The following is a 24,457-nucleotide window of genomic DNA, read 5'->3' as shown; positions in this document are numbered from 1 at the left end:
TATATGCATTATTATAATCATGAGAGAATTCAGCTTAAACTAAAAGGACTGAGTCCTGTAAAATACAGAACTCAGTCCTTGTTGTAAACTTAAACCGTCCAAGTTTAGGGGGTCAGTTCATTTATAAAGGCGGTTTTTTTGTGGGTAATTTTCAGAAGTTTATATAAATAAGTTAAAGCTGCTTTACATTAAGCACGCTTTAGACGCAGCGCATTTAATACCACAAATAATGAGCTTAGTGACATGCCGATGGCTGCAAGCCAAGGCGGTACATAACCTAGAGCTGCTGGTATCAAGACACTACTATTATAAATAAGCGCCCAACGTAAGTTTTGCTTAATAATACGTTTGGTCTTATCAGCGATACGTTTCGCCGCCGTGATAGCTTCGATTTGACCATTTAGAATAATACTGTCACTCGATACTTGCGCCAAATCTGCCGCGCCCGCAATCGAAGTCGACACATCGGCGGCCGCCAATACTGGCGCATCATTAATACCATCCCCGACCATGAGTACAACCGCGCCTTTTGCTTGTAGCGCTTGAATATGATTGACTTTATCGGTTGGTGACAGACCGTTATAGGCGGCTTTCATGCCTAAGTCCTCAGCCATTATTAGTGCTTGCGGGCTTGGGTCGCCGGTGAGCATAACAGGCTCAATACCAAGCTCTTTGATGGTATCAAGCATCGATTTAGCACTATCGCGTACCTTATCATTAAAGTAAAAACAGGCCAGCGCTTGCCATGTATTTGATTGACTATTCTGACAAGATAATACCACCGCGGAGCTGGCACGATGAGTGGTTAAATCAATGATTAAATCGTTATCCGCATTAGCAGCATGGCCCGTTCTATCTAAGGCAAAATCAACATGACCGATGCGATATAGGACACCATCAATCATTGCCTCTACCCCGCCTGCAGGATAGTATTGTAACGACTGCGTCGCAGGCAGATGTAATTGATAAGCGGCGGTGAGCAAAGCGTGAGCAATCGGATGGCGGCTACCGACTTCTAGCGCCGCTGCAATCGCTAATAGCTTGTCCTTTTCTTCATTGTTAGTAGCTGTCGTATCATGACTTGCCAATCGCTCGATATTTAATAAATTGGGCTTACCATAAGTGAGCGTGCCTGTTTTATCAAACGCCACATGGGTAATCTCAGCAAGGGTTTGCAGCGTATGGCCACGCGTGGTTAAAAAACCATAACTCGCCAATCGATTGGTCGCTACGGTCAGCGCAATCGGTGTCGCTAAAGACAATGCACACGGACAGGTCGCCACCAATACCGCCACCGTTGCCCAAATCGCTTGGCTTGGGTCGACGATATACCAGCCAATAAATACCAACGCTGACAATACTAAAATCCGCGCCACAAACCAACGCGCCAGCTTATCTGCTTGCTGAGCAAGTTTTGGTTTCTCACTCATGGCACGGTTCATCAGCCTGTCAATCAACCCTATCTGGCTGTCTTCTGGCAATGCCGTCACGAGCATCTCAAACGGCTGACTGTCATTTTGGGCGCCGCCAACGATATAATCGCCTTGGGTTTTGATGATTAAATCGCCCTCGCCTGTCAACAAGCTTTGCGAAACGGTCGCGGTGGAGCTAAGCAAGATACCATCGCTGATAATCTCAGAACCGGCCTCCACCATAATAATATCGCCCACTTGCAAACTATGAGCGGTCACCATCTGTTTGTCTTTTGGCTTATGATTCGGCGTATGCTGCGTTTTTGAGAGACTCTCAGACGTATTATTTGACTGTTGCCATTCTTGAGCGATACGTGTGGTCAATTGCTTAATATTGGCATCCATACTTTGCATAAAGTTTGGCATCGATTTTGCGATAGTGGTTGTGCCATTTGTCGCTAAATTATTATTTGGATTAATAGCCTTTTCAGGATCATTATCAATAGAAGTGTTATCAAGCGTATTTTGCTCTAAGAGTTCCAAAATACGCGCAGCGGCGTCTTTATCTTCGGCAATTTTTTGTACTAAGACGGGCTCGACCACCACCAAGTCATTGGCCATGGTAGCGGCTTTTAAGCGTGCATTATGCTCAATATAACGCCCAGCCAATAAGAAGAAAATAAACATACTGACCGAATCAAAGTATGTCTCCCCTTGCCCGGTAATGGTCGCATAAAGACTGGCAAAGAACGTCACCACTAAGGCAATACTAACTGGTACATCCATATTGACTTGCCGGGCACGAATCGCTGACCATGCTGAGGTAAAAAACGGCACACCGGCATAAAAGAACACCGGCGTACTCACAAATAGCGACACCCAACGTAGAAAATCACGCTGAAATATCAGCATGTCACTATATTCACCAAAATAAATCGCCACCGCATACATCATTGCCTGCATCGAGCCGAGCGCCGCGATACCAAGACGCAATAGCATCTGACTGTTATGACGTGCCAGCATGGCCTCATGGGTATCTTGCCGATAAGGCTTGGCTTCGTAGCCAATCTCATTGATAACGCCCAAAATACGACTAATCGGCAGCTTATCTTCGTCCCAAATCACCCGCATACGCTGATTGGTTAAATTCACCTGACACTGACTGATGCCATCTAACTCATCTAAACGTGACTCAATCAGCCACGTACAGGCAGCACAGCGCAGGTTGTTGACCGATAGTTCTGCTACCGACATGCCGTCTTGGGCGTAGACAAATTGAGATTTTATCTCATCGTGATCATAAGCTTCGAGGCGCGTCAGCTGCGTGGGTAAGCTTGCCGTACGATTAATCTCTGAGCGGTCAAGATAATATTGCTCAAGCCCTGCTTCAACGATACTTTGCGACGCCAACTGACAGCCCATACAGCACATCTCTCGCGACTGACCTAAAATATCCGTATGAAACGGCGGCTCTGGCACTGGATCACCGCAATGAAAACAGTGACCGGCAAGCGGCAGCACCAGACCCTCAGTAATCGAATGATCTTGATAATGACGGTTGCTACTTGCTGGCATGGATGACGGAATACTGGACATGATCGCGCTATTTCCTTTCGACAAGTTTACTTGCGGCCGACCGGCTTTTAATAAACTTGCTCTGATTAACTAGAGTCAATCCCTATGTAAAAAAGCGATTGGATTATCTGCCTTTAACACAGCTACTTTACATAGATATTGGCACAACGTTATTGGTACAATGATATTGGCATAAATGAGACCAAAAAAATCGTTGAAAACTATTAATAAAAGCGGTCGATAAAACGATTGATATCAACCCAACTATTAATATAAACATTATACTACAAGCGCACCCCGTAAGCAGCCTAGCCCTTTATCCTAGAATCTTAATACCGCTAAAACACAACCCATCAAAGTTTAACGCCTGCTTAATGAATACTAGCGTTGATGATGATAGATTGAAAAATTTGTCAATTTGCGTCATTATGAGGCAGTTTTTTATCCCAAAATGGTGTGTCATCAGTGCAAAAATCTAATTCTAAGCGACCACAGTCCTCTAAGCCTGCTATCAATACGCTACCCTCACAGCAGCGCGGCGTGGTGTTTAGCGGTATTTTATTAATTGTCATTATCGCGGCCATGGTGCTGTTGGCGCTATATTTGGTCAAACTTGATCGCACCATTACCCACAAGTTTGAGGGCAAGCGCTGGGACATTCCTGCTAAGGTTTACTCGCAGCCTTTGGAGCTGTATCAGGGCGCCAATGTCGATACAGACACCATGAAAACTTGGCTTAAGCTGCTCAATTATCAGAGCAACAAGGCTTATGATCGCACCGGTACCTACCATAAATCTGGCAATACCTACTTTATCCATACACGCGGTTTTACCTATAGCGCCAATGATGTGGACAAAGAACAAGTCATCAAAATGACCATTGCTGGCAATAAGATTGAGTCGGTACAAAGCACCCAGCCTGCCAAAACCGGCATCATTCGTCTGGAGCCGGTAAACATCGGCGGTATTTATCCAGATAGTAACGAAGATCGCATGGTGGTGACGCTCGATCAAGTACCGCAGCCACTGATTGACGCACTGATTGCTACAGAAGATCGCGGGTTTTATGAGCATAAAGGCGTCTCGATACGTGGTATCGCGCGGGCGGTAATAAACAACTTTACCGGTGGTCCTAGACAAGGCGGCTCGACCATCACTCAGCAGCTGATTAAAAACTTTTATCTGAACTCCGATCGGACGATGAAACGTAAAGCCAATGAAGCATTGATGGCGGTGCTACTTGAGCTGCATTATAGTAAAGATGAGATTCTGCAAACCTATCTAAACGAGATTTACTTGGGTCAAAACGGCAATCGCTCTATCAATGGCTTTGGCCTTGCCTCACAATTTTATTTTGATAAACCGCTCAAAGAGCTGCGTTTAGACCAACAGGCACTGCTCGTTGGTATGGCAAAAGGCCCGAGCGTTTATAATCCGCGCCGTCATCCAAAAGACTCGACAGCGCGCCGTAACACGGTACTGAGCAATATGCTAGCGGTCGGTAAAATTAGCCAAGAAGAATACGAAAAAGCGATAGAAAAACCACTCGATGTGGCGGACAAACCCGTTGAAGGCAAAAGCCAGTTCCCTGATTTTCTTGATATCGTCAAGCGTGAATTGAATAAAGTCTATTATTCTGATGATCTAAAAAATGAAGGTCTGATTATCATCAGTACCTTAGATCCTATTGCCCAATTGGCAGCGGACAAAGCGGTCGAGAGAAAACTTGGTGAGTTACGTCGTCGTGGTAGCAAAACCAAAGATTTACAAGGCGCATTAGTCAGTGCCAATCCTGAAACCGGCGAGCTAGTAGCAGTGGTCGGTAGTGGCAGTGAATTTACCGGTTTTAACCGTGCTGTCGACGCCAAACGCCAAGTTGGCTCATTATTAAAGCCGATAATCTATATGACGGCGCTTGAAAGCGGGCGCTATAATTTGGCAAGCTCGGTCGATGATTCGCCGATTACGGTCAATCTGAGTGACGGTACTGAGTGGAATCCTAAAAACTACGACAATCGTGACCATGGTTATGTGCCATTTACCACCGCTTTATCGCAATCGTATAATCACAGCGCGGTACGTTTGGGTATGGAGTTTGGCGTTAATACCTTTGCCAAGCAGCTACAGCGCATGGGCGTTAAAGAGAAAATCCCGCCTTATCCTTCGGCTTTATTAGGCTCGGTCAATCTTAGCCCAATGGATATGCTTGGGGTTTACCAAGTATTTGCTACCGGTGGTTTTCGCACGCCTATCCACAGTATTCGTAGCGTCATTGATGATCGCGGTCGTATCTTGCAGCGTACGGGATTAAACACTCAGCGTAGTATCCCGCCTGAAACCAACTTTTTGATTAACTATGCCCTGCAAGACGTGGTCAAAAACGGTACGGCCAAACGCATACAATCGCTTGGCAGCAACTTAAATCTTGCTGGTAAAACAGGTACGACCAACGATTACCGTGATGCTTGGTTTGCCGGCTACAGCGGCAACTATGTCAGCGTGGTTTGGGTCGGCCGTGATGACAACAAACCGATTGGTCTAAGCGGTGGTAGTGGCGCTTTACCAGTCTGGGTCGAATATATGAATCGCCTAAAGCTGACCCCTGTCGCGCTGCCAGAGCCCGAAGGAATTGAGTGGTTGTGGCTTGAGAACAACTCAGGCAAGCTGTCTAATGAGCGCTGTGCCGATGCGCGCTATCTGCCAGTGATGTCTGCGTATCTACCTGAAGAAGCTAGCAGTTGTGCCATTGGCCTATATCAGCAAGACCGTGCCCGTGAGCAGATACAATGGCAAAATGAGCAAGGCTCTATCAATCAGCAGCGTCGCCGTGAAGGTTTGGATATTCCTAATGGCGAAGCCGTCGATACGGATAACGAAGGTGACGACGCTGACAATGCTGGTAATGCTGAGCAAGAAGGTGGGCCAAGCAATCGTGCTGACACTTGGTACGATCGCGCCGTTGAATGGTTCTAGCGTTTTTGAGAGTTAAAAAGGGTTTTAATATGGCTTTATTGATACAGCAAACTAGCACCACTAAGCAGGCTAGTACTGCTCCATTTAAAATTGCTCGATTTAAAGTTGAGCCGTTTAACCTGCGAACTAAGCTAGTGAATACTATCCTAACGCTTAGCGCCGCTATCGGCGCAATGAGCTTAAGTGCATGCCAAACAGCGCCGACAATCATCAAACCCACTCCTGCGCAAACGTCAGTAGCTCAAAATCAGCAGCCAGCTGCAAAACCATCAGTAACGGCAACCCAAGCACCCATTATTAAAAGTGATGATGATAAGTACTCTACCGAGCCTTATCCAGCGCCCAAACAACCTGCGCCAGCTATCCCGCCGACCGAAGCAGAACAGGTTTATACGCCGGTTCATACACTGCCTACGCAAAGTCCAATCATCACGCAGCCTGATAACCAAGATACCATCATCCTTACACCTTCTCGTGAAGATTACCTCCTATCTGAACCATCGATTCCTTCGCATAATGAGCTATTAGAGCGGGCGCGGCAAAATTCACAGCAGCGCAGTCAGCAAAGCACAGCCAATAACAGCAACTTGCCAGCCTTTAGAAACCTCATGCAAACAGGTACAGAGCAATTAAAGTCAGGCAATCTCAATGGCGCTGAGAGCAGCTTCACGCGCGCGCAGCGCCTCGCGCCCAAATCATCAGCCGTCTATTTTTATTTGGCGCAAGTCGCCCTTAAAAAGAACCAACCGCGTAAGGCTGAAGCGATGGCGCGCCGAGGTTTGACTGTCGCTCAAGACAGCACTCGCCGACGTGCTCTGTGGCAAATTATCTTGCAATCAGGACAAGCGCAAGGTAACGGCCGCGTGATAAATGAGGCCAAACAGGCCCTGCGCTAATAGCACACGCCCTCGTATTTACTATGACGACTGAATCTATAAGCGCTAAAATAGGCTTATAGATTTAGTCGTTAATTTTTCTATCTTGTTTACTAACTATTTTCTTTTACTTTAAACTAAGGTTACCTTTATGGCATGGCAACAACTGCATTTACAATGTGAAAAAGATAATGTCGATCTCGCTGAGGCACTGTTATTAGAAGCTGGCGCGCTATCAATTGCTTTAGATGACGCGGGTGATCAGCCTTTATTTGAACCCCTACCTGGCGAATCGCCCTTATGGGATGAAGTCATACTAACAGGATTGTTTGACGCCAATACAGACGCTGGCAATCGTCAATTACTTGAGGAGTTAAGCCATGAAATTGGTGCGCAAGTACAAGCCAGCCGAACGTGGGTCAGCGCTGTCGATGACAAGGATTGGGAGCGCGAATGGATGTCCAATTATAAGCCAATCGAGTGCGCCAATAACTTATGGATTGTGCCTAATTGGCTGACACCGCCGAACCCTGATGCTACCAATATCATTATGGATCCAGGTTTGGCTTTTGGTACTGGCTACCATGCCACTACTCGTCTCTGTCTTGATTGGCTGACCGAGCAAGACCTGACCGATAAAGTTGTGATCGATTATGGCTGTGGCTCAGGTATTTTAGGGATTGCGGCGCTGTTATTGGGCGCACGTCAAGTTTATGCCGTAGATATTGACCCACAAGCGGTGCTTGCTACCAATCAAAATGCGGCGCGCAATCACGTTGATGACTGCCTACAAGCATTTCTGCCAGAGGACTTTAATAACTACTGGCAACAAAACGATATGAAACCTGTGGAGATCATGGTTGCCAATATTTTAGCCAAGCCACTTATTGGTTTAGCGCCTTATTTTGCGACCCTGATGGCACCCAAAAGCCGTATCGTATTAGCAGGTTTGATTGAATCGCAAACTGAGCAAGTCAGCGAAGCATATCAGCCTTACTTTACGCTCGATCCTAAGCATGCTTTTACCGCGCAAGAAGATCAACATTGGCAGCGTTTATCTGGTACATTTACAGGCTAGCAACATTTAATTACATCTGTTACGATAGAGGAGCAGTTAAATAATGTTGTGTATTTGACGCTACTCTATCGTTGCCTAAAAATTATGATGATTAATAGATAAAAAAGACATAAGAGAAACTGGCAGCGGTTGGTAAGTGCCTATATGGTATTAACATGCGGTATTAATACTGATACCTCTTTGGATTCGACCTTATGACTACGCCAATCAAAACCCAGTGCCCTCATTGTCATGCTATTTTTAATATCAAAAAAACACAGTTGAACCAAAAAACAGCCAATGTTTGCTGTCAACATTGTCAGCACAGTTTTTTGGTCAATAACAACCTTATTGTCACGGCTGATACAGAGCCTACTGCTGACGCTATGGGGCGTGAACCTCAATCTGATGCATCCACTACGGCCAATGCTTCTATTAAGCAAACGTCTACCGTTACGCCAGAATCAGAATCAAAAGCAAAAGCCACAACCAAACCAAACGTCACATCTGAACCAGAAGATGCAGATATTCTTATCCATGATGATATGGTTGAAGAAGGTTTGATAGATGATGAGTTGATTCATGATGATATGGAGATTGCAGGTTTTGAAGAAGAAGATTTAGAATACGGCTCGCTAGATAGTATGGACGCTTGGCTAACGCAAGCAGCGGATAGCACCCCTACCTCAACCACAAACAGTCATGATAAGCTGCCGAAAAGCACAGCAACAAAGTTAGATAAAAGCGCCTACTCCTCTGTTAGTTCCATAGAAAAACCCTCTTTAGCAAACGCTCTTATAAAAGAGCCAGCATCAGCCGCTCAAGTGGCTCTGAGCTCAGCAGCAGCTAATGACATCCACGCCAGTGTCGATGATAATAGCGATGAATCTTGGCTTGAAAAACTGCTCAAAGAACAAAATGAAAACGAAGACGGTCATAGTCCAAGAAAAGACACAGATTTATCAGCGCTGCTGGCAAGTATGGGCGTTTCTATTAAAGACGAAGACAACTCGCAGGCCGCACGCCTTAAAAGACAGCAAGCACAAGCTAAGTTTTCACCAACGCCTACTAAGCGCTCGCTTGCTTCATTACTGTGGACACTTGGTTGTTTGGTGTTAGCGCTGCTACTTTTTGCGCAGTATGTCATTTTTAATTTAGATAACTTGGTTAAAAATCCTGCCCATGCCGAGCGTTTACAAAAAGTATGTGCTATCGCCGCTTGTAGCCTTCCTAGCGCCAATCTGGCGGCTTTGAGCACAAGCGATATCACTCATCGGCCTAGCCGCATTAAGACTGCCGACACCTTTAGTGATATCAGCATCACCTTAAACAATCAAAGCACCCAAGCACAACTCCTTCCCTATGTGAAAGTCAGTATTTATGGTAGTGAGGCACTTATTGGCGAATTTATTGCAGGGCCGCAAGATTATCTACTCAGCACGCAGAGCCAACTGGGCGCGACAAGTCGCAAGCAGCTGTTATTTACCATCCCAGTCGCCCATGCTCAAATCGACAAAGTAAACGCCAAGCCTATTTATTAACATCAGGCTTGGTAGAAATGCCATTTATAAGCAATAAAATTTATTCAAAAGTTTTGCTCTTTTATCAAATTTATTCTAAATGTTTTAAATCTGTCGTCATAAATGACAATAAATAGCGTCAAGCCTAGAGTAATAATAGGGTAATGCCCAATCTGTTGCTCGGATAGGCGTTGACTTTGTTATAATAGCGCTTAAACGCCTTATGGTTTACGCTTACGCTTAAGGACATTATCTTATGGCACCACCTGCACCGTATAATGCCACTCATATTGACCCGAATACTGAGAGCTCTGCTGATTATAAAGACGGCTATCATCGCTCTATCCACAAGGTAGAAGCTTCCTTAGACAATAGCCTTCATGCGCACCAACCGTTACGTGTGCATGTAGAGCGCGTGGTGCGGCAGTATTTTGCGATGCTCGATGATGAGATGCCAACCGACTTATATGAGCTTATTTTAAAAGAGATAGAGCAGCCACTATTGTCAGTCGTGCTCGAGAAGTGCCGCGGCAATCAGACCAAGTGTGCACAAATCTTAGGTCTCAATCGCGGTACTCTACGTAAAAAGCTCAAAACTTATGGCTTAATGTAATCTATGGCTTTATACCAGTCGCTGTTATTTACGACGACCAAATATCGCACTCACCACGCTCCTTAGCACTGCTAACCGACATTCAATTGTATGGCACGTTTATAGTTTATGATCTTATCAAACCCGATATGCTCTGCACTGCTTGCCATTATTACCTTGCCAGACGTTTACGTCAGGCTTTTTTTATGGAAATTTTTTTATGAGTACAACTCCCCTTGCCCTACTATCGGTTTCCGATAAGTCAAATATCGTAGAATTCGCCCAAGGCCTGCTCAAAGCTGGTTTTGGTTTATTATCGACTGGCGGTACTTACCGCTTGCTGACAGAAAACAATGTCGCCGTCACTGAAGTTTCAGACTATACGGGCTTCCCTGAAATGATGGATGGCCGTGTTAAAACGCTACATCCAAAAATCCATGGCGGTATTTTAGGACGCCGCGGTACCGATGACAGCGTCATGAATGAGCACGCTATTGAGCGCATTGATTTGGTCGTCGTCAATCTTTATCCGTTTGCTCAAACTATCGCCCGTCCTGACGTAACCATGAACGATGCGATCGAAAACATCGATATTGGCGGTCCTACCATGGTGCGTTCAGCCGCAAAAAACCACGCTCACGTTGGTATTGTAACCGACCCTGCTGATTATACGCGCGTACTCGACGCCTTAGGTGAAGGGACGACACTAACCCCTGCCCTACGCTACGATTTAGCGGTCAAAGCCTTTGAGCATACCGCACAATATGACGGAATGATTGCAAACTTCTTGGGCAGCCGTGTGAATGAAACTCAAGAGCCTGAGCATTTTTCCCGTACCTTTAACGTTCAACTTGAAAAAGTGCAAGACCTACGCTACGGAGAAAACCCCCATCAAAAAGCTGCTTTTTATGTCGAAAATCATGCGCTAAAAAGCCAGCAAGCCTCTATTGCAACCGCGCAGCAACTGCAAGGTAAAGAGCTCTCTTATAACAATATCGCTGATACTGATGCCGCGCTTGAATGTGTTAAAGCCTTTAGTGCGCCCGCTTGCGTGATTGTAAAACATGCCAATCCTTGCGGTGTCGCCGTAGATAGCGATCAAGTCACGGCTTATCGCACAGCCTTTAGTACCGACCCTGAGTCATCTTTTGGTGGTATTATCGCCTTTAACCGCCGACTCACTCTTAATGCAGCCAAAGCCATTATCGACAATCAATTTGTCGAAGTCATCATTGCGCCAAGTATTGAAGATGGCGTTTTGGAGGCGACCGCTGCTAAGAAAAACGTGCGCGTCTTAGTATGCGGCGAGCTGTCAACGCCTGAGCAGCGCGACAGCCAGCTTGATTATAAACGCGTCAATGGTGGTTTGTTGGTGCAAGAGCAAGATTTGGGCCTTATTACCGCCAACGATTTAAAAATCGTTACCGACGTCCAACCAACCGAAGCACAAATTGCTGATTTATTATTTAGCTGGAATGTCGCTAAATATGTCAAATCTAACGCCATCGTTTATGCCAAGAATCAACGCACTATCGGTATCGGCGCTGGTCAAATGAGCCGCGTCAATTCAGCACGTATCGCCGCTATCAAAGCCGAGCACGCTGGTCTTGCTACCGAAGGCGCGGTAATGGCATCAGATGCCTTCTTCCCGTTCCGTGATGGTATCGATAACGCTGCTGAAGTCGGTATTGCTGCTATCATCCAACCAGGCGGCTCTATGCGTGATGATGAAACGATTGCTGCCGCCAATGAGCATGGTATCGCCATGGTCTTCACTGGTATGCGCCACTTCCGCCATTAATCAGCAGTTAAGATAATGCTGTTAAGACAACAGCGTTAAGAGTAAATAAAAATTGTAGCGCATAAAAAAGCCACTATCATAGTGGCTTTTTTGTATTTAAGGCTTAATGAAACTCGTTAAAAAAAGGGTTTAACAAATGCCTTATAGCGCTTAACGTCCTTGCGCATTGGCCATATTGGCTTCATTAATCTCAACTTTATAGACCATGCGTAGATAATCTAAATAATCTTGCAGCTGATCTTGACCCAAATTGTCACGAATAATGGCGGCAGTTTGTGCTCTTTGGGCATCAGATAGCGGCGATTGCTGCTCTGTTTTGATGCGATCACCGACCAATAACGTCGCACCCGTTTCAGTCTCACTCGCTACCGCCACGACACCATTTTCTGCTGCTTGCTGACTAAAGGCTAAGCCGCGCTCTTTTTCGCTCAATTGCGTGGTCTGACGGTTTATCTCGCCCAATGCTTGCAGCTTAATGGGCTGTTTCGCAATATCGGCAGGCGTCTTAATACCAGCGGCCAGTTTTTTCGCCGCTTGTAACGCTAAAGCCGTCGCTTTTTGTTGACGCAATATCTGCGTGATTCTTGGCGTCGCTGCTGTCAAAGACAAGGTCTTGGTTGGACGATAATTACTTGGCTGCACCCATACTGTACCGTTACCAACCTCAATACCCGCGGTCACTGCTTGGTCTTGAATGGTAAATTCATCAAACGCTTGCTTAATCACCGCCGGCTGCGCCAAAGCAGATTGGTTGTTTTCTTTACGATAATCTTTAATGCGTTTTAATGGCACATTTTCTTGCTGAGCGATGTCTTCGATACTAAAGCCATCTGCTGCCAAGTCATTAATCGCCGTGACTTTATCGGCATACATTTCCTGACGTTTATATTCTTTGGCTTTAGCGGTTAGCTCTGCACGCATACTCTCTAGACTTGGTATTTTGCTACCATTGTCCTCAGTCACAGTAAATATCTGATAGCCAAAGCTGGTCTTCACAGGAGCGCTGACATCACCAACGCTTAAGCCTGCAAGCGCTTTTTCGACGGCTGGCGCATCATTACCAAATACCGCCGGGTTAAAACGTCCGATATCGCCGCCTGTTTCGCCTGATGGGTCATCCGACTCGGCTTTCGCAACTTTAGCAAATGACTCACCTGTCGCAAGGCGGGCTTTAATTTTATCCGCACGTGCTTTGGCATCTTTACCCGTTAGCAAGATTTGACTGATTTTACGTTCATCAACAATGGCAAGATTTTGCTTGTAAGCTTCATATTGCTGCTGCAAATCTTCTTGGGTCACATCATTAACTTCAATCGCTTGCGGATTTAGCTGCAAGTAAGCCAAGTCGACCATAGCCGCGCTTTTGAGTTTGTCTTTATTGGCATCATAGTAAGCTTGTATATCACCCTTGCTCAACTTTACTTGCTCAGCATAATCTTGCCATTTGAAACGATGCAGCCAGACATTGCGCGACTCTAGCTGCAAGTCAATCAACTGACTGACCGCTTGCATTGGATAAACTGCGGTACCGACGATGCTTGCATTGAGCTGATCTAGGCTTAACTGGTTGCGAAACTCAGCAAACAGCTGATTTTTTGTCATATTACGCTGACGTAAAAAGTTTGCAAACTGCTCGTTAGAAAAATTGCCTTCTGCATCTTTAAAGATTTCTTCTTGGCGCAGTAAACGATTGATGGTGTCATCAGAAACCGTCATGCCAAGCTTGCCAGCCTGCTGCTCTAACAAGGTACGGTCAATCAATCCTTTTAGGACTTGCTCGTGCAGCACATCTTCATTTAATAAACTGGCATCATCAACTTGGTCTAAAAGCTCGCTACGGCGGTTATTGACGGCAGTTTGATACTCGGACATTCCCACGCTTTTGTCACCTACTTGAGCGATTTGGTTGGGATCGACCCCGCCGCCAAAGTAGCTTTCTACACCCAATAGAGCGAGCGGCGATAGGCATAAAATCAATAAAATGCGACCCGGCCAGCTTTTTAAGAAATCGCGCAATTTATCCATAGTTATCTCTGCTTTATTAACCTATATTGATGAAAGACCATTGTAATACTATTAATAATATCAACGCTGTATAAGCAGGCAATGGTAAGAAGAAGAACGTGTACATTTTATCGCTGTAAAACAAAACTTATTGATAAAGGTTATAAAAAACTTATTGATAAAGGTTATAATAAGTCTTGTTTATACAACACCGCTATCGCGCGCCCTATGATACGTGATTTTTAATATATACTCAAAATATTCAGGCGACTATTGCCACTAAATACTACAAATTTCAGCACTAAAAAAAGCACCTAATCTCTAGGTGCTTTTTTGCTCATTCTCCCATGACTTAATGAATCGTTAAGTCATGAGCTGCTATCTATTGTTTTACTGCCAACCAACGCTGTTTTTATTCGTGTATCACGTCATAGTCAACGAGCATTTGATTATTATAGTATAGCTAAAAAGAGTGCGACTTAAACAAAGCGGCTTAGTTTAAACGCTCTTTTAGGTTTTTACCGGCTTTAAAGCTTGGTACTTTGCTTGCTGGAATGCTAAGCTCTTCACCAGTCTTAGGGTTACGGCCAGTACGCGCTTTGCGGTCTTTTACGCTAAAAGTACCAAAACCAACCAATGAGATGCTATCGCCAGCTTCTAGCGCTTCACCAACACTTTCCATTACTGCATTCAAAGCTTCGCCAGCTTGAGTTTTATTTAGACCACTTTTTTCGGCGATGCTATCAATTAATTCTGACTTATTCATAAAATTTCCTTCAAGTTTTAGGGGGTAAAAAGCGCTCACGCCAAGTATTGTATCGCTCTCAGAGTACTTAAGCAATAAAAACCACTGGCCTCACGCATAAACAGGTTTCGCTTTGTTAACGCCTTTATATCAAGGCAGCATAAGGAGCGCAAGCGATTTTACATATTTTTGTGCACTCTACTACGTATTTGACACTCAATGTTACTTAAAACTGCTGCAAGTTTTCTATTAAATCGCTACTTTAGCTTATAGGATTTATTGAAATAAAGCACCTATCTTTATATTGGCTCTCTTATGAATTTTGCCTTGATAACCTAAATACTCAAAGATGACACAGGTGCTTAAAGTGCAGTTTTTATACTAACAATCAAAATTAAGAAACTAAAGCATAAACTTAGAGCTAAAAACAACTGCTAAGTCCGGCTGATGCATTACCAGTCATAAATTTTGGTGTCTTTATAGATAAGCAAACTATAAGGTAGTGACTGACCAACTGACAGAAACGCGCGTTACTTTTTACGCTAAAGGCGTTACTATAAGCGCGATTGTATTGTGCATTTTGGGTGGATTTTGACCTTGGCTTGTCCTTTTATCTTTAACTTAAACAATAAAAACGGATTATTTACATGAAGCGTTCTACGTTGTCTCACTCTTTTCTTAATATCATATTGGTGTTTATCGAGTCAGCGCTGACCCTGCTGTTACGTTTAGACCCAGAGCTCCGTAAAGCTGCTTATCCACTTGCTAAGCAAGAGACTGTCGTCGCGCTCAGATTATACCTACCTCATGTAGAGGTTTTTGCTACCTTTACGACCAAAGGGGTGTTATTAGACGATAGATTGCCTATCGGTCGTAGTGAGCCTGACGTGATTATCAACGCTTATAGCGTTCAGGTGATTAATGCCATCATCACCCACGACACTGAATCGACTGAAAAGCTGCAAATGCGCGGTGAGTCGGTGCAAGTACAGCTAGTCAAACAGTTTATTATGCAGCTTGGTTTTGGTAGCCTGATTCAAGGTTTGATTAAAAAGATTAAGGGCGGTAAAAGTAAGACCAAGCCTACTGAAGCAGAAATGGCAGAAAAAAAGGAGAGTTATAAGCTGCGTATTAAAGAGCAGCAAACTCAAATTAACACCTTGACCATTAAAAACCGTGAGCTTGAAACCACGGTCAAAGAACTGCAAAGTAAGCAAAAGACCTTTATCATTACCGCAATTATTTTTGCAGTTATCGCTATCGCTGCCGTTATTGCTTTATTTATCATGACCTAATGCCTTACTAACTGCAGTGATGAGGTGTTTTTAAAGTTACTCTTCTCACCTTGTATCGCGTTTAATAGGGTTGAGACTTATTAAGCGCTCTTGTATCCTTTCTGCAGTTCATATCCTGCGCGTTCGCGCATTTATTCTCTTTTAAGCCTTAAGATTACCTATCATTGTTTTTATCAATGATAGGAATAAGTCGCACTCACCATTCAACCACACTTTAATCTTGACTAAATTACTCGGGATTGAGTATAATTACCCTATCGTTGCACACATCGGGTAAACCATCTGCTGTTTAATAGCGACAAGACACCACCTAGTCGATAGATGATTTTCCTAAATAGAAGCGCAAGTATGGCGAATTACTAATCGTCAGTGGCCAATAAGTCGATTATGAACCCACAAAGGATTTATTGGTAATCAGGCACTTTTCGAATATGACAAGACTAGGTTCGTTGTTAAATAAACTTTTTATTAAAAGGATTGGAGATAACACATGCGTTTGACTACTCGAGGCAGATACGCCGTGACCGCTTTACTTGATTTGGCTTTGCAAACTAGCCAACAAGATAGTGCTGTCTCATTATCTGACATTGCTAAGCGACAATCGATATCTATCTCTTATCTTGAACAGTTGTTTTCCAAACTTCGTAAGCGCGGTTTGGTCACCAGTATCCGCGGCGCAGCAGGCGGTTACCACTTAGCCAAGCCCCTTGATGAGATTGATGTGATGAGCATCATCTCTGCCGTCGATGAGTCTGTCGATGCGATGCAGTGCGGCGGACGCGGCGATTGTCAAAGTGGTACAATGTGCCTAACGCATGATTTATGGTGCGCGCTATCCAATCATGTTGAGCAATACTTGAAAAATATAACATTAGCGCAATTATTAGACATGGAACATGTGCAGTCAGTCTCAGACCGTCAGCACATCACGTTTCCAAACGACATCTCTACAAAAGACATTAACACTATTACTCTATCGACCAGCGAGGCAAACCCAGCATGAGCCAACATAACAACCTTATATACTTAGATTATGCCGCCACTACGCCAGTTGCTAAGTCAGTCGCTGCCAAAATGAGCGAATATCTGACGGTAGACGGCATCTTTGGTAACCCAGCATCACGATCACATGGCTATGGCTGGCAAGCAGAAGAAGCGGTGGAAACGGCTCGTCAGCAAGTCGCTGAAGTGATTCATGCGGACCCACGCGAAATCGTCTTTACCTCGGGCGCAACAGAGTCAGATAACTTAGCCATTAAAGGCGCGGCACACTTTTATCAGTCACGCGGTAAGCACATCATTACCAGTAAAATTGAGCATAAAGCGGTATTAGATACTTGCCGTGAGCTTGAGCAAGAAGGTTTTGAGATTACTTATCTTGAGCCGCAAGCTGGTACTGGCTTGATTTTGCCAGAACAAGTGCAAGAAGCACTACGTGATGATACGATTTTAGTGTCATTGATGATGGTTAATAATGAGCTTGGTACCATTACTGATGTCGCCGCGATTGGTGAGATTACTCGCAAAGCGGGTGTTGTCTTCCATGTCGATGGTGCGCAGTCTGTGGGTAAAATACTTGTCAATCTTGAAGAGATGAAAATTGACTTGATGAGTTTCTCAGGTCATAAAGCGTATGGTCCTAAAGGTATCGGTGCCCTATTTGTTCGCCGTAAACCACGTATTCGTTTAAAAGCCGAGCAGCATGGCGGTGGTCATGAGCGCGGTATGCGTTCAGGTACCCTGCCCACGCACCAAATCGTTGGGCTAGGTGCGGCATTTGCATTGGCCAATGAGCGTTATGAAAAAGACCATGCTCACGTTGCAAAATTACGCCAAAAACTGTGGGACGGTCTGCAAGACATCGAAGAGATTTATCTAAACGGTGATTTAGAGAACAGCGTGCCTAACATCATTAATATCAGCTTTAACTTTGTTGAAGGCGAGTCACTGATGATGTCGTTAAAAGACTTGGCGGTTTCATCAGGTTCAGCCTGTACATCAGCGACGCTTGAGCCATCGTATGTATTGCGCGCCATTGGTCGCCCCGATGAGTTGGCACATAGCTCAATCCGCTTTAGCTTTGGTCGTTACACCACCGAAGAAGATATTGATACCGTGGTAAAACAGATGCATGAAGCGGTAGACAAATTACGCGCGCTATCGCCACTTTGGGATATGTACCAAGAAGGCGTTGATTTAGACTCGGTAGAATGGTCTGAGCATTAATATTTATTTATAAAACTTTAATAGTAAAAAGGTTTAATGGTTATCAGGTATAAGCATTAAACCAAATAATTCATCAGACAATTATAAATACCATTTTTATAATATGTGTTTGACCCCAATTATCGATGAGTAGACAGACATTTAAACTTAATAAGTTACTTATTTAGAAAGTTCATCATATAAGTCAATTGTTTAAATGACTATTCATCATCTAACTAGGAGAAAACCCCATGGCTTATAGTGACCAGGTTATTGATCATTACGAAAACCCACGCAACGTCGGCAATCTTGACAAAAATGCCAAAAACGTTGGTACAGGTATGGTTGGTGCGCCAGCATGTGGCGATGTGATGCGTCTGCAAATCCAAGTCGATGATAACGGTATCATTGAAGACGCACGCTTTAAAACCTATGGCTGCGGTTCAGCAATTGCTTCAAGCTCGCTTGTCACCGAGTGGCTAAAAGGCAAAAGCTTGGATCAAGCTGGCGAGATTAAAAATATGGATATCGCTGAAGAATTGGCATTGCCACCTGTAAAAGTGCATTGCTCAGTCCTTGCAGAAGACGCCATTAAAGCGGCGATTAGCGACTATAAAGGCAAGCATAGCGCTGCTGCAGTCACTGAAGAAGCAACCAGCTAAGTTCATATAAAGCGTACGCGTTTATCTATATGAAAGGCGCTAGTAGCGAATTTGAAAACAAACATGAGTAATACGACGTTAGAAGCTACTAACGCCCATAAGGTGACAATAACGCTCATGTAATTGTCACCTTTTATTTATTTTTAACGCTTTATTGGCATTGGTGTTGATAAAAACGCTTTTGCCGCAATTATTATCTCAATTATTGATAGTCAATGGGAGTTGGCATGATTGAAATGACAGAACGCGCCGCTCAGCATGTTCAAGACTTTTTGGACAATCGCGGTAAAGGTGAAGGCATTCGAGTGGGCATTCGTACAGCGGGCTGCTCAGGTTTGGCTTACGTACTAGAGTTTGTTGACACGCCCGACGAAAACGATACCCGTTATGAAAGCCGTGGCGTGAATATTTTTATTGACCCAAAAAGCTTGGTCTACTTAAATGGCTTATTGATGGATTATGAAAAAGAGGGCCTCAACGAGGGCTTTAAATTCACCAATCCCAATCAAAAAGGTGAATGTGGCTGCGGTGAATCGTTTACGGTATAAAACTCTAAACCAGAGCGCGCTAAACGATTGATATGCAAGCGCTTAGCGTTTAAAACCTGAGCTAGCGCTTAGATACTAAATCAGTGCTGAGCTATGACAGACCAGTCATCAAAAAGCAAGTCCTCACAATAATAAAAACAAAGGCAGACGATATGACAGACATCACGACCGACGCCCAGTTTGATAACTTCTTTGCCCTATTTGAGCAACCTGTCCAGTTTGCGGTGGATCAAGAACACCTTGCTCAACAGTTGCGTCTGCTACAAAAATGCTATCATCCGGACAATGTTGTTGCTGATAGCAAAAACACAGCAGATAGCGCACGAGCTAAGCAGCAATCAGAGCAAGCTTCGGCGCTCATTAACCAAGCTTATCAAACGTTAAGTGCCCCTGACAGTCGCGCCAGCTATTTGTTAGATATCGCTGGGCAAGCGCAGAACTTAGAGCATTCTATTGCCGACTTGGACTTCTTAGAAGATGCGATGCAAAGGCGTATGGATTTGGACGATGCGATTGAAGGCAAAGAGCTTGCCGCGCTAAAGCAACTACATCCGCAGATTACCGAGCGTCTAAATAAGCAATCTGAGCGTTTTAATAGCGCTTATCAGAGCCAAGATTGGCAAACGGCGATTGATGCCACGCAAAAATTAAAATTTTTGGTGAAATTAGATGCCGATGTTACTACAGGGCTTGATGAAGTCGCGTCTGCTGAGCATTTAGATGACGATGACTTATACGTCTAGCGTCATACTAATTTAGTTAAGTTATTTAACTTCACGGGTAACAAGCTTATATGCAGTTAAGGTTAAAATAACCACTCCTCTGCCGTATAATTGTAAACATTAAATGCTCTTTATCATTTTTACTATAGCTTGCTAAATCCAAATGCTTAAATGTTAGTCGACCATATATTATATTTGTATCATTTCACTTAATTCATTTTATCTTTGAGTTTTCTTATGTCTTTATTGCAAATTGCCGAACCCAATCAAAGTGCCCAACCTCACCAACATCGTTTTGGCCTAGGAATTGACCTTGGAACGACGCGCTCATTGGTCGCTGTGGTACGCTCAGGCAAGGCGCAAGTTTTGCAAGCCGGTACAACGACCAATACTTTATTGCCGTCGGTAGTCTACTATCCAAGTGCTGGCAAGCCCTTAGTCGGCTATGACGCCCTCGCCCACTTAGCAGATGATCCAAAAAATACCATTATCTCGGCTAAGCGCTTTATGGGCCGTAGCCAAGCCGATATTAAATTCTCCCATCCTTATGAGTTAAGTGGCAGCAAAGATGCCATGCCAGCTTTTGTAACGGCGCAGGGTGAAGTTTCTCCTGTCGAAGTGTCCGCGCGTATTTTAGCGGCGCTAGAGCAACGTGCCGCAAGCGCCTTACCTGACGATAGCATTCAAGGCGCGGTGATTACTGTGCCTGCCTATTTTGATGAAGCGCAGCGTCAAGCCACCAAAGATGCGGCGCAAGCTGCAGGTATTAACGTTTTGCGTTTATTGAATGAGCCTACCGCTGCTGCCGTTGCTTACGGTCTTGATCAGCCTACTGATGACAATAGTGAAAACTACTACTTAATCTATGATTTGGGTGGTGGTACTTTTGATGTATCTATTTTAAAGCTCAGCGATGGCGTGTTTGAAGTCTTAGCAACGGGCGGCAATAGTGCGCTTGGCGGTGATGATATTGACCGCTTACTGACCAATTGGCTGATTAAGCAATTAAATATCGACCCCAAAGACGTAAGCTTGCATGACAAATCAATACTTGCGCAGCAAGCAAAAAGCTATAAACAAGCATTGACCGATGCTGAGCAAGTCGATATCGACATTGTCGTCAATGAACGCTCTTTTCAAGGTGTGTTACGCAGTGACGATTTGATAACAATTGCAGAGCCAGTGAGCCGCCGCACGCTAAGTGTCTGCGAGCAAGTATTGCGCGATGCCAAATTATCTGCCGCTGACTTAGATGAAGTCATTTTGGTCGGTGGTTCTACGCGTATGCCTGCGGTGCAGCAGGTGGTGGCAGATTTCTTTGCTAAAGAACCGCTTTGCCGTCTTAATCCAGATGAAGTTGTGGCTTTAGGTGCCGCACAAACGGCGCATCAATTGGTCAATGGCGATAGTGATAATGGTTTATTATTGCTCGATGTGACGCCTTTATCGCTCGGTCTTGAAACCATGGGCGGCTTGGTTGAAGTGCTGATTCCACGCAACACCCCTATTCCAGTCAAAAAACGCCAAGTCTTTACTACTTACCAAGATGGTCAAACCGGTATGGTGATTCACGTGGTGCAAGGTGAGCGTGAAACAGTGGATAACTGCCGCTCATTGGGGCGCTTTGAGCTATATGGTATTCCGCCGATGAAAGCGGGCTTTGCGCGTATTGAGGTGACCTTTAGTATTGATGCCAATGGTCAGCTGACCGTCAGTGCACAAGAAACGACTACCAAGACTGAAAGTAAAATTGAGATTGTGCCATCTTATGGCCTATCTGATGAGCAAAAAGAGCAATTATTAATCGCAGGCTTTAAGTATGCGGAAGAAGATAAAAATGCGCGCTCTTTAATCGAGACTAAGGTAGAAGCAGAACGTGAGTTACTGGCGCTACAGTCAGCGCTTAACGAGTTTGCTGCGCTAGTTTCACCTGAAGAACAGCAATTATTGACTAAAAGTATGCAAGCCTTGCAAAGCGCGCTTAGCACCGACGACTTAGCCGTTATCGAAGGGGCCCAAGCTAAATTAAAGCCACACAGTGATGCTTTTGCCGCGCGTATTATGAATCAGAGCGTCAAGGCCAGTATGTCAGGTACCAGTGCGCAAGATTGGTAGCATATGGCTTTTATAAATATCATTCATACAATAAACGCTTGAGAAACTAAACTAACAACTGTACTAGGTTGACCCTTTTTTATTTTTAATTGATTAGCAGCGGACAAATAACTTATGCCAAAAATTACGATATTACCTCATCATGAAATTTGCCCAGAAGGCACAGAAGTCGAGCTAGAATCGGGCAGCAATTTATGTAAAGCACTACTGGAAAAGGGCATCAAGATTGAACATGCTTGCGAGATGTCAAAAGCCTGTACCACTTGTCATGTCGTGGTACGTAAAGGCTTTAACACCTTAGATGAGATGGACGATATCGAAGCGGATTTATTAGACCGCGCATGGGGTCTAGAGCCTGATTCACGCCTATCGTGCCAAGTGATGCTTGAAGATGATGATTTAACGATTGAGATTCCTAAATATACGTTGAACCATGCCAAAGAAAATCATTAAATAATAACGCATGAAATGAAACCAAAAAATCCAGTTATGATGAATAACTGGATTTTTCTTTTTATAAATACTTTTAAGTCGAAATTAATCTGTAGCTAATTATGACTGATATTTTCCTGCTTACTTGCTGCGACTATCTCAAGCAGCGACGCCTGCTCTTCTTGTTCGATACGGGCAAGCGCTAGATTCAAGCGATTTCTGATATCTTGATAGTCATTACTTTGCATGTCTTTAAAGTTCAGATGCAAATTAAAGCCAGGTAGCGTATGATCCACCCATTTTGACAACTGACCTTTATTTTCATCAGGGTCGAGTACCTGCCACGCACTTACCTTATTATCAAAACCCTTGAGCTGAAAAGCACCGACATATTCACAGTCATAATCATGCGAAATATAGTCATGGGTACTTTCGCTAATAAATATCTGACCTTTACCAGCGACTGCCTCAAGCCTTGACGCAAGGTTGGCTTCTTTACCAATCAGCGTATAGCTCAGGCGATTATTACTGCCAAAATTGCCGACATGACAGTAGCCAGTGGTAATACCGATACGAATATACAAACCCTCGAAACCGAGCAGCCGCCATTTTTGCCGTAAGGTGCGCATTTCACGGCGCATATCTATCGCCATTGCCACACAATCGAGCGCATCTTGGCGTGGCCCTCGACTGTTCGGCTCCCCAAAAAAGCACACCATCCCATCGCCGATAAACTTATCCAGCACCGCGCCGTGCTTATTAGCGATTAACGTCATACAATGCATATAGGTATTTAGAATATCCGCCAAATTGTCAGCGCTTAAACTATCAGACAATTCTGTAAAGCCGACAATATCTGAAAACATCATCGTCAGCTTGGCGCGTTTATTTTCGACGCTAACCGGACTATCAGATTTGACGATCGGCTCCCAAACTTGCGGCGGGACAAAGCGCGTCAATTTATTAATCACAGAAACCATGGTATTTAGGCGTCCAGCCGCTTGCCGCGCTCGCGCTTCATAAGCTACATAATCACGATAAACATGGCGAAAATGGCACAGTATCACAATCATACTGGCCAATAACACCACAGGGGTGACCAAGCTGTCGTGACAGTCCATCTCAGTACTATTTAAAGTCACACTGACGTAATAAAAGACAATGACCGTCACTACTGACGCAGCAAGAAGTTTGAGATGATTTTCAGGGCTACTAAGAATAATTCGCAGACCGATGAGCGCTGCTAAACTGAGCGAAATCACTGCACAAAACTGTATCGAGCCTATGACCGCCGAAGATAAGATAATAACAATGTTAGACGTCCAAAAACTGGTTGGACGGCGATAGTTATAAATTAAAATCAGCAAACTTGGCAAACAAACCACAACAGCGAGCGCCATCGACGTCGGACTAAAATTGTAATGTATCGCGAGCAAGACAACCGTCAGTATTAAAACAAAGATTTCTGGATAATCAAATCGATAGGCATTGCTACTACTACCCTGGGCAGGAATCTTTGGGCTTGTGGTTTCAAAAAATGCCATGGTCAAGGTTCGCTTAAAGGAAAACTATCAAAGGTTTGAATAAAAATTAGAATAGCTCTTATATCAACATATATTTTTGTGCAGTACTCAAATTGACAAGTGCTTAAGTTAATAAGTAAATGCGTGAATAAGTAAATCGCTTTATCAACATTTGATAATATAAGTAGATAGAAAATCTATCTATTATACGGCTTTAATGCTGCCTTACCTAGGACACTGGTAAGCAAAAGCATACCACTTGTCGCTTATTAGTCATAAAAAGCAGTGTGAAGCTCATGGTCAACGAAAACAATCTTATACCAAACACAACAATTAAAGGTGCGCCCAAGCACGAGCAGTTAACGACCGAATTCTTTGTGGCTGTTTAAGCAAATTATTCC

Annotated in this window: 19 protein-coding genes; 15 read left to right on the top strand and 4 right to left on the bottom strand. The window is 44.2% G+C overall.

Features of this window, described 5'->3' with window-relative positions:
- Positions 1–87, top strand: an 87-nt coding sequence (locus tag B2866_RS04320; protein WP_296191011.1) for an IS3 family transposase, incomplete at its 5' end; no start/stop codon positions are given.
- Between the two features lie 101 nt (positions 88–188).
- Here the strand turns inward: B2866_RS04320 and B2866_RS04315 are convergent.
- Positions 189–3,008, bottom strand: a complete 2,820-nt coding sequence (locus B2866_RS04315; RefSeq protein ID WP_296191009.1) for a heavy metal translocating P-type ATPase — start codon at positions 3,006–3,008, stop codon at positions 189–191.
- A 444-nt stretch (positions 3,009–3,452) separates the two neighbouring features.
- Here B2866_RS04315 and mrcB point away from each other — a divergent pair, with 444 nt between their 5' ends.
- The 6 genes from mrcB to purH all read left to right on the top strand — a co-directional run bounded on the left by mrcB (position 3,453) and on the right by purH (position 11,805).
- Positions 3,453–5,960 carry a penicillin-binding protein 1B gene (gene mrcB, locus B2866_RS04310; protein WP_296191006.1) on the top strand — a complete coding sequence of 836 codons (2,508 nt, stop codon included), beginning with the start codon at positions 3,453–3,455 and terminating at the stop codon, positions 5,958–5,960.
- Positions 5,961–5,989: 29 nt separating this feature from the next.
- Positions 5,990–6,856 (top strand): tetratricopeptide repeat protein, encoded by an 867-nt coding sequence (locus tag B2866_RS04305; RefSeq protein ID WP_296191004.1) that lies wholly within the window; start codon positions 5,990–5,992, stop codon positions 6,854–6,856.
- 130 nt (positions 6,857–6,986) lie between these two features.
- The gene (gene prmA / locus B2866_RS04300; RefSeq protein ID WP_296191003.1) at positions 6,987–7,913 is read left to right on the top strand and encodes a 50S ribosomal protein L11 methyltransferase; all 927 of its coding nucleotides are present in this window, start codon (positions 6,987–6,989) and stop codon (positions 7,911–7,913) included.
- A gap of 194 nt (positions 7,914–8,107) precedes the next feature.
- Positions 8,108–9,433, top strand: coding sequence for a DUF3426 domain-containing protein (locus B2866_RS04295; RefSeq protein ID WP_296191001.1), 1,326 nt, complete (start codon positions 8,108–8,110; stop codon positions 9,431–9,433).
- Positions 9,434–9,668: 235 nt separating this feature from the next.
- Complete coding sequence (fis, locus tag B2866_RS04290; RefSeq protein ID WP_409520890.1) at positions 9,669–10,025, top strand: DNA-binding transcriptional regulator Fis; 357 nt, start codon at positions 9,669–9,671, stop codon at positions 10,023–10,025.
- A 199-nt stretch (positions 10,026–10,224) separates the two neighbouring features.
- Positions 10,225–11,805, top strand: coding sequence for a bifunctional phosphoribosylaminoimidazolecarboxamide formyltransferase/IMP cyclohydrolase (gene purH, locus B2866_RS04285; protein WP_296190999.1), 1,581 nt, complete (start codon positions 10,225–10,227; stop codon positions 11,803–11,805).
- A 150-nt stretch (positions 11,806–11,955) separates the two neighbouring features.
- Here purH and B2866_RS04280 read toward each other — a convergent pair whose 3' ends face one another.
- Together B2866_RS04280 and B2866_RS04275 are read right to left on the bottom strand one after the other, a co-directional pair.
- Positions 11,956–13,830 carry a SurA N-terminal domain-containing protein gene (locus tag B2866_RS04280; RefSeq protein WP_296190997.1) on the bottom strand — a complete coding sequence of 625 codons (1,875 nt, stop codon included), beginning with the start codon at positions 13,828–13,830 and terminating at the stop codon, positions 11,956–11,958.
- A gap of 472 nt (positions 13,831–14,302) precedes the next feature.
- Positions 14,303–14,614, bottom strand: coding sequence for an HU family DNA-binding protein (locus B2866_RS04275; RefSeq protein ID WP_296190995.1), 312 nt, complete (start codon positions 14,612–14,614; stop codon positions 14,303–14,305).
- Between the two features lie 587 nt (positions 14,615–15,201).
- On the opposite strand from B2866_RS04275, the gene B2866_RS04270 reads away from it, so the two are divergent.
- The 8 genes from B2866_RS04270 (at position 15,202) to fdx (ending at position 22,554) form a co-directional block, all read left to right on the top strand.
- On the top strand, positions 15,202–15,849 hold the full coding sequence (locus B2866_RS04270) for a hypothetical protein (protein WP_296190993.1): 648 nt from the start codon (positions 15,202–15,204) through the stop codon (positions 15,847–15,849).
- 490 nt (positions 15,850–16,339) lie between these two features.
- Complete coding sequence (locus tag B2866_RS04265; RefSeq protein ID WP_296190991.1) at positions 16,340–16,852, top strand: Rrf2 family transcriptional regulator; 513 nt, start codon at positions 16,340–16,342, stop codon at positions 16,850–16,852.
- Positions 16,849–18,075, top strand: a complete 1,227-nt coding sequence (locus B2866_RS04260; RefSeq protein WP_296190988.1) for an IscS subfamily cysteine desulfurase — start codon at positions 16,849–16,851, stop codon at positions 18,073–18,075. The genes B2866_RS04265 and B2866_RS04260 overlap by 4 nt, the downstream gene beginning before the upstream one ends.
- A 230-nt stretch (positions 18,076–18,305) precedes the next feature.
- Positions 18,306–18,716 carry a Fe-S cluster assembly scaffold IscU gene (gene iscU / locus B2866_RS04255; protein WP_183620927.1) on the top strand — a complete coding sequence of 137 codons (411 nt, stop codon included), beginning with the start codon at positions 18,306–18,308 and terminating at the stop codon, positions 18,714–18,716.
- Positions 18,717–18,943: 227 nt separating this feature from the next.
- Positions 18,944–19,264: an iron-sulfur cluster assembly protein IscA gene (iscA, locus tag B2866_RS04250; protein WP_296190986.1), complete on the top strand. Its 321-nt coding sequence runs from the start codon at positions 18,944–18,946 to the stop codon at positions 19,262–19,264.
- Positions 19,265–19,416: 152 nt separating this feature from the next.
- On the top strand, positions 19,417–20,007 hold the full coding sequence (hscB, locus tag B2866_RS04245) for a Fe-S protein assembly co-chaperone HscB (protein WP_296190985.1): 591 nt from the start codon (positions 19,417–19,419) through the stop codon (positions 20,005–20,007).
- Between the two features lie 216 nt (positions 20,008–20,223).
- Positions 20,224–22,101 carry a Fe-S protein assembly chaperone HscA gene (gene hscA / locus B2866_RS04240; RefSeq protein WP_296190983.1) on the top strand — a complete coding sequence of 626 codons (1,878 nt, stop codon included), beginning with the start codon at positions 20,224–20,226 and terminating at the stop codon, positions 22,099–22,101.
- Between the two features lie 114 nt (positions 22,102–22,215).
- Positions 22,216–22,554, top strand: coding sequence for an ISC system 2Fe-2S type ferredoxin (gene fdx / locus B2866_RS04235; RefSeq protein ID WP_296190981.1), 339 nt, complete (start codon positions 22,216–22,218; stop codon positions 22,552–22,554).
- A 95-nt stretch (positions 22,555–22,649) separates the two neighbouring features.
- Here fdx and B2866_RS04230 read toward each other — a convergent pair whose 3' ends face one another.
- A complete protein-coding gene (locus tag B2866_RS04230) occupies positions 22,650–24,077 on the bottom strand; it encodes an adenylate/guanylate cyclase domain-containing protein (RefSeq protein ID WP_296190979.1) in 1,428 nt (475 codons plus the stop codon).
- Positions 24,078–24,457 lie beyond the last annotated feature (380 nt).

The sequence above is a fragment of the Psychrobacter sp. UBA3483 genome, from assembly GCF_002377905.1.
In the GTDB taxonomy this organism is placed as follows: domain Bacteria; phylum Pseudomonadota; class Gammaproteobacteria; order Pseudomonadales; family Moraxellaceae; genus Psychrobacter.
The sequence above is the reverse complement of the archived record's forward strand: the minus strand, read 5'-3'. Positions and strand labels throughout refer to the sequence as shown.

Excerpts from the sequence above, each read along its gene's own strand:
- fdx (WP_296190981.1), top strand. The coding sequence starts at position 22,216 with ATGCCAAAAATTACGATATTACCTCATCATGAAATTTGCCCAGAAGGC.
- B2866_RS04260 (WP_296190988.1), top strand. The coding sequence starts at position 16,849 with ATGAGCCAACATAACAACCTTATATACTTAGATTATGCCGCCACTACG.
- B2866_RS04280 (WP_296190997.1), bottom strand. The coding sequence starts at position 13,830 with ATGGATAAATTGCGCGATTTCTTAAAAAGCTGGCCGGGTCGCATTTTA.
- fis (WP_409520890.1), top strand. The coding sequence starts at position 9,669 with ATGGCACCACCTGCACCGTATAATGCCACTCATATTGACCCGAATACT.
- purH (WP_296190999.1), top strand. The coding sequence starts at position 10,225 with ATGAGTACAACTCCCCTTGCCCTACTATCGGTTTCCGATAAGTCAAAT.
- iscU (WP_183620927.1), top strand. The coding sequence starts at position 18,306 with ATGGCTTATAGTGACCAGGTTATTGATCATTACGAAAACCCACGCAAC.
- B2866_RS04305 (WP_296191004.1), top strand. The coding sequence starts at position 5,990 with ATGGCTTTATTGATACAGCAAACTAGCACCACTAAGCAGGCTAGTACT.
- B2866_RS04295 (WP_296191001.1), top strand. The coding sequence starts at position 8,108 with ATGACTACGCCAATCAAAACCCAGTGCCCTCATTGTCATGCTATTTTT.
- B2866_RS04270 (WP_296190993.1), top strand. The coding sequence starts at position 15,202 with ATGAAGCGTTCTACGTTGTCTCACTCTTTTCTTAATATCATATTGGTG.
- hscA (WP_296190983.1), top strand. The coding sequence starts at position 20,224 with ATGTCTTTATTGCAAATTGCCGAACCCAATCAAAGTGCCCAACCTCAC.
- prmA (WP_296191003.1), top strand. The coding sequence starts at position 6,987 with ATGGCATGGCAACAACTGCATTTACAATGTGAAAAAGATAATGTCGAT.
- B2866_RS04265 (WP_296190991.1), top strand. The coding sequence starts at position 16,340 with ATGCGTTTGACTACTCGAGGCAGATACGCCGTGACCGCTTTACTTGAT.
- B2866_RS04230 (WP_296190979.1), bottom strand. The coding sequence starts at position 24,077 with ATGGCATTTTTTGAAACCACAAGCCCAAAGATTCCTGCCCAGGGTAGT.
- iscA (WP_296190986.1), top strand. The coding sequence starts at position 18,944 with ATGATTGAAATGACAGAACGCGCCGCTCAGCATGTTCAAGACTTTTTG.
- hscB (WP_296190985.1), top strand. The coding sequence starts at position 19,417 with ATGACAGACATCACGACCGACGCCCAGTTTGATAACTTCTTTGCCCTA.
- B2866_RS04315 (WP_296191009.1), bottom strand. The coding sequence starts at position 3,008 with ATGTCCAGTATTCCGTCATCCATGCCAGCAAGTAGCAACCGTCATTAT.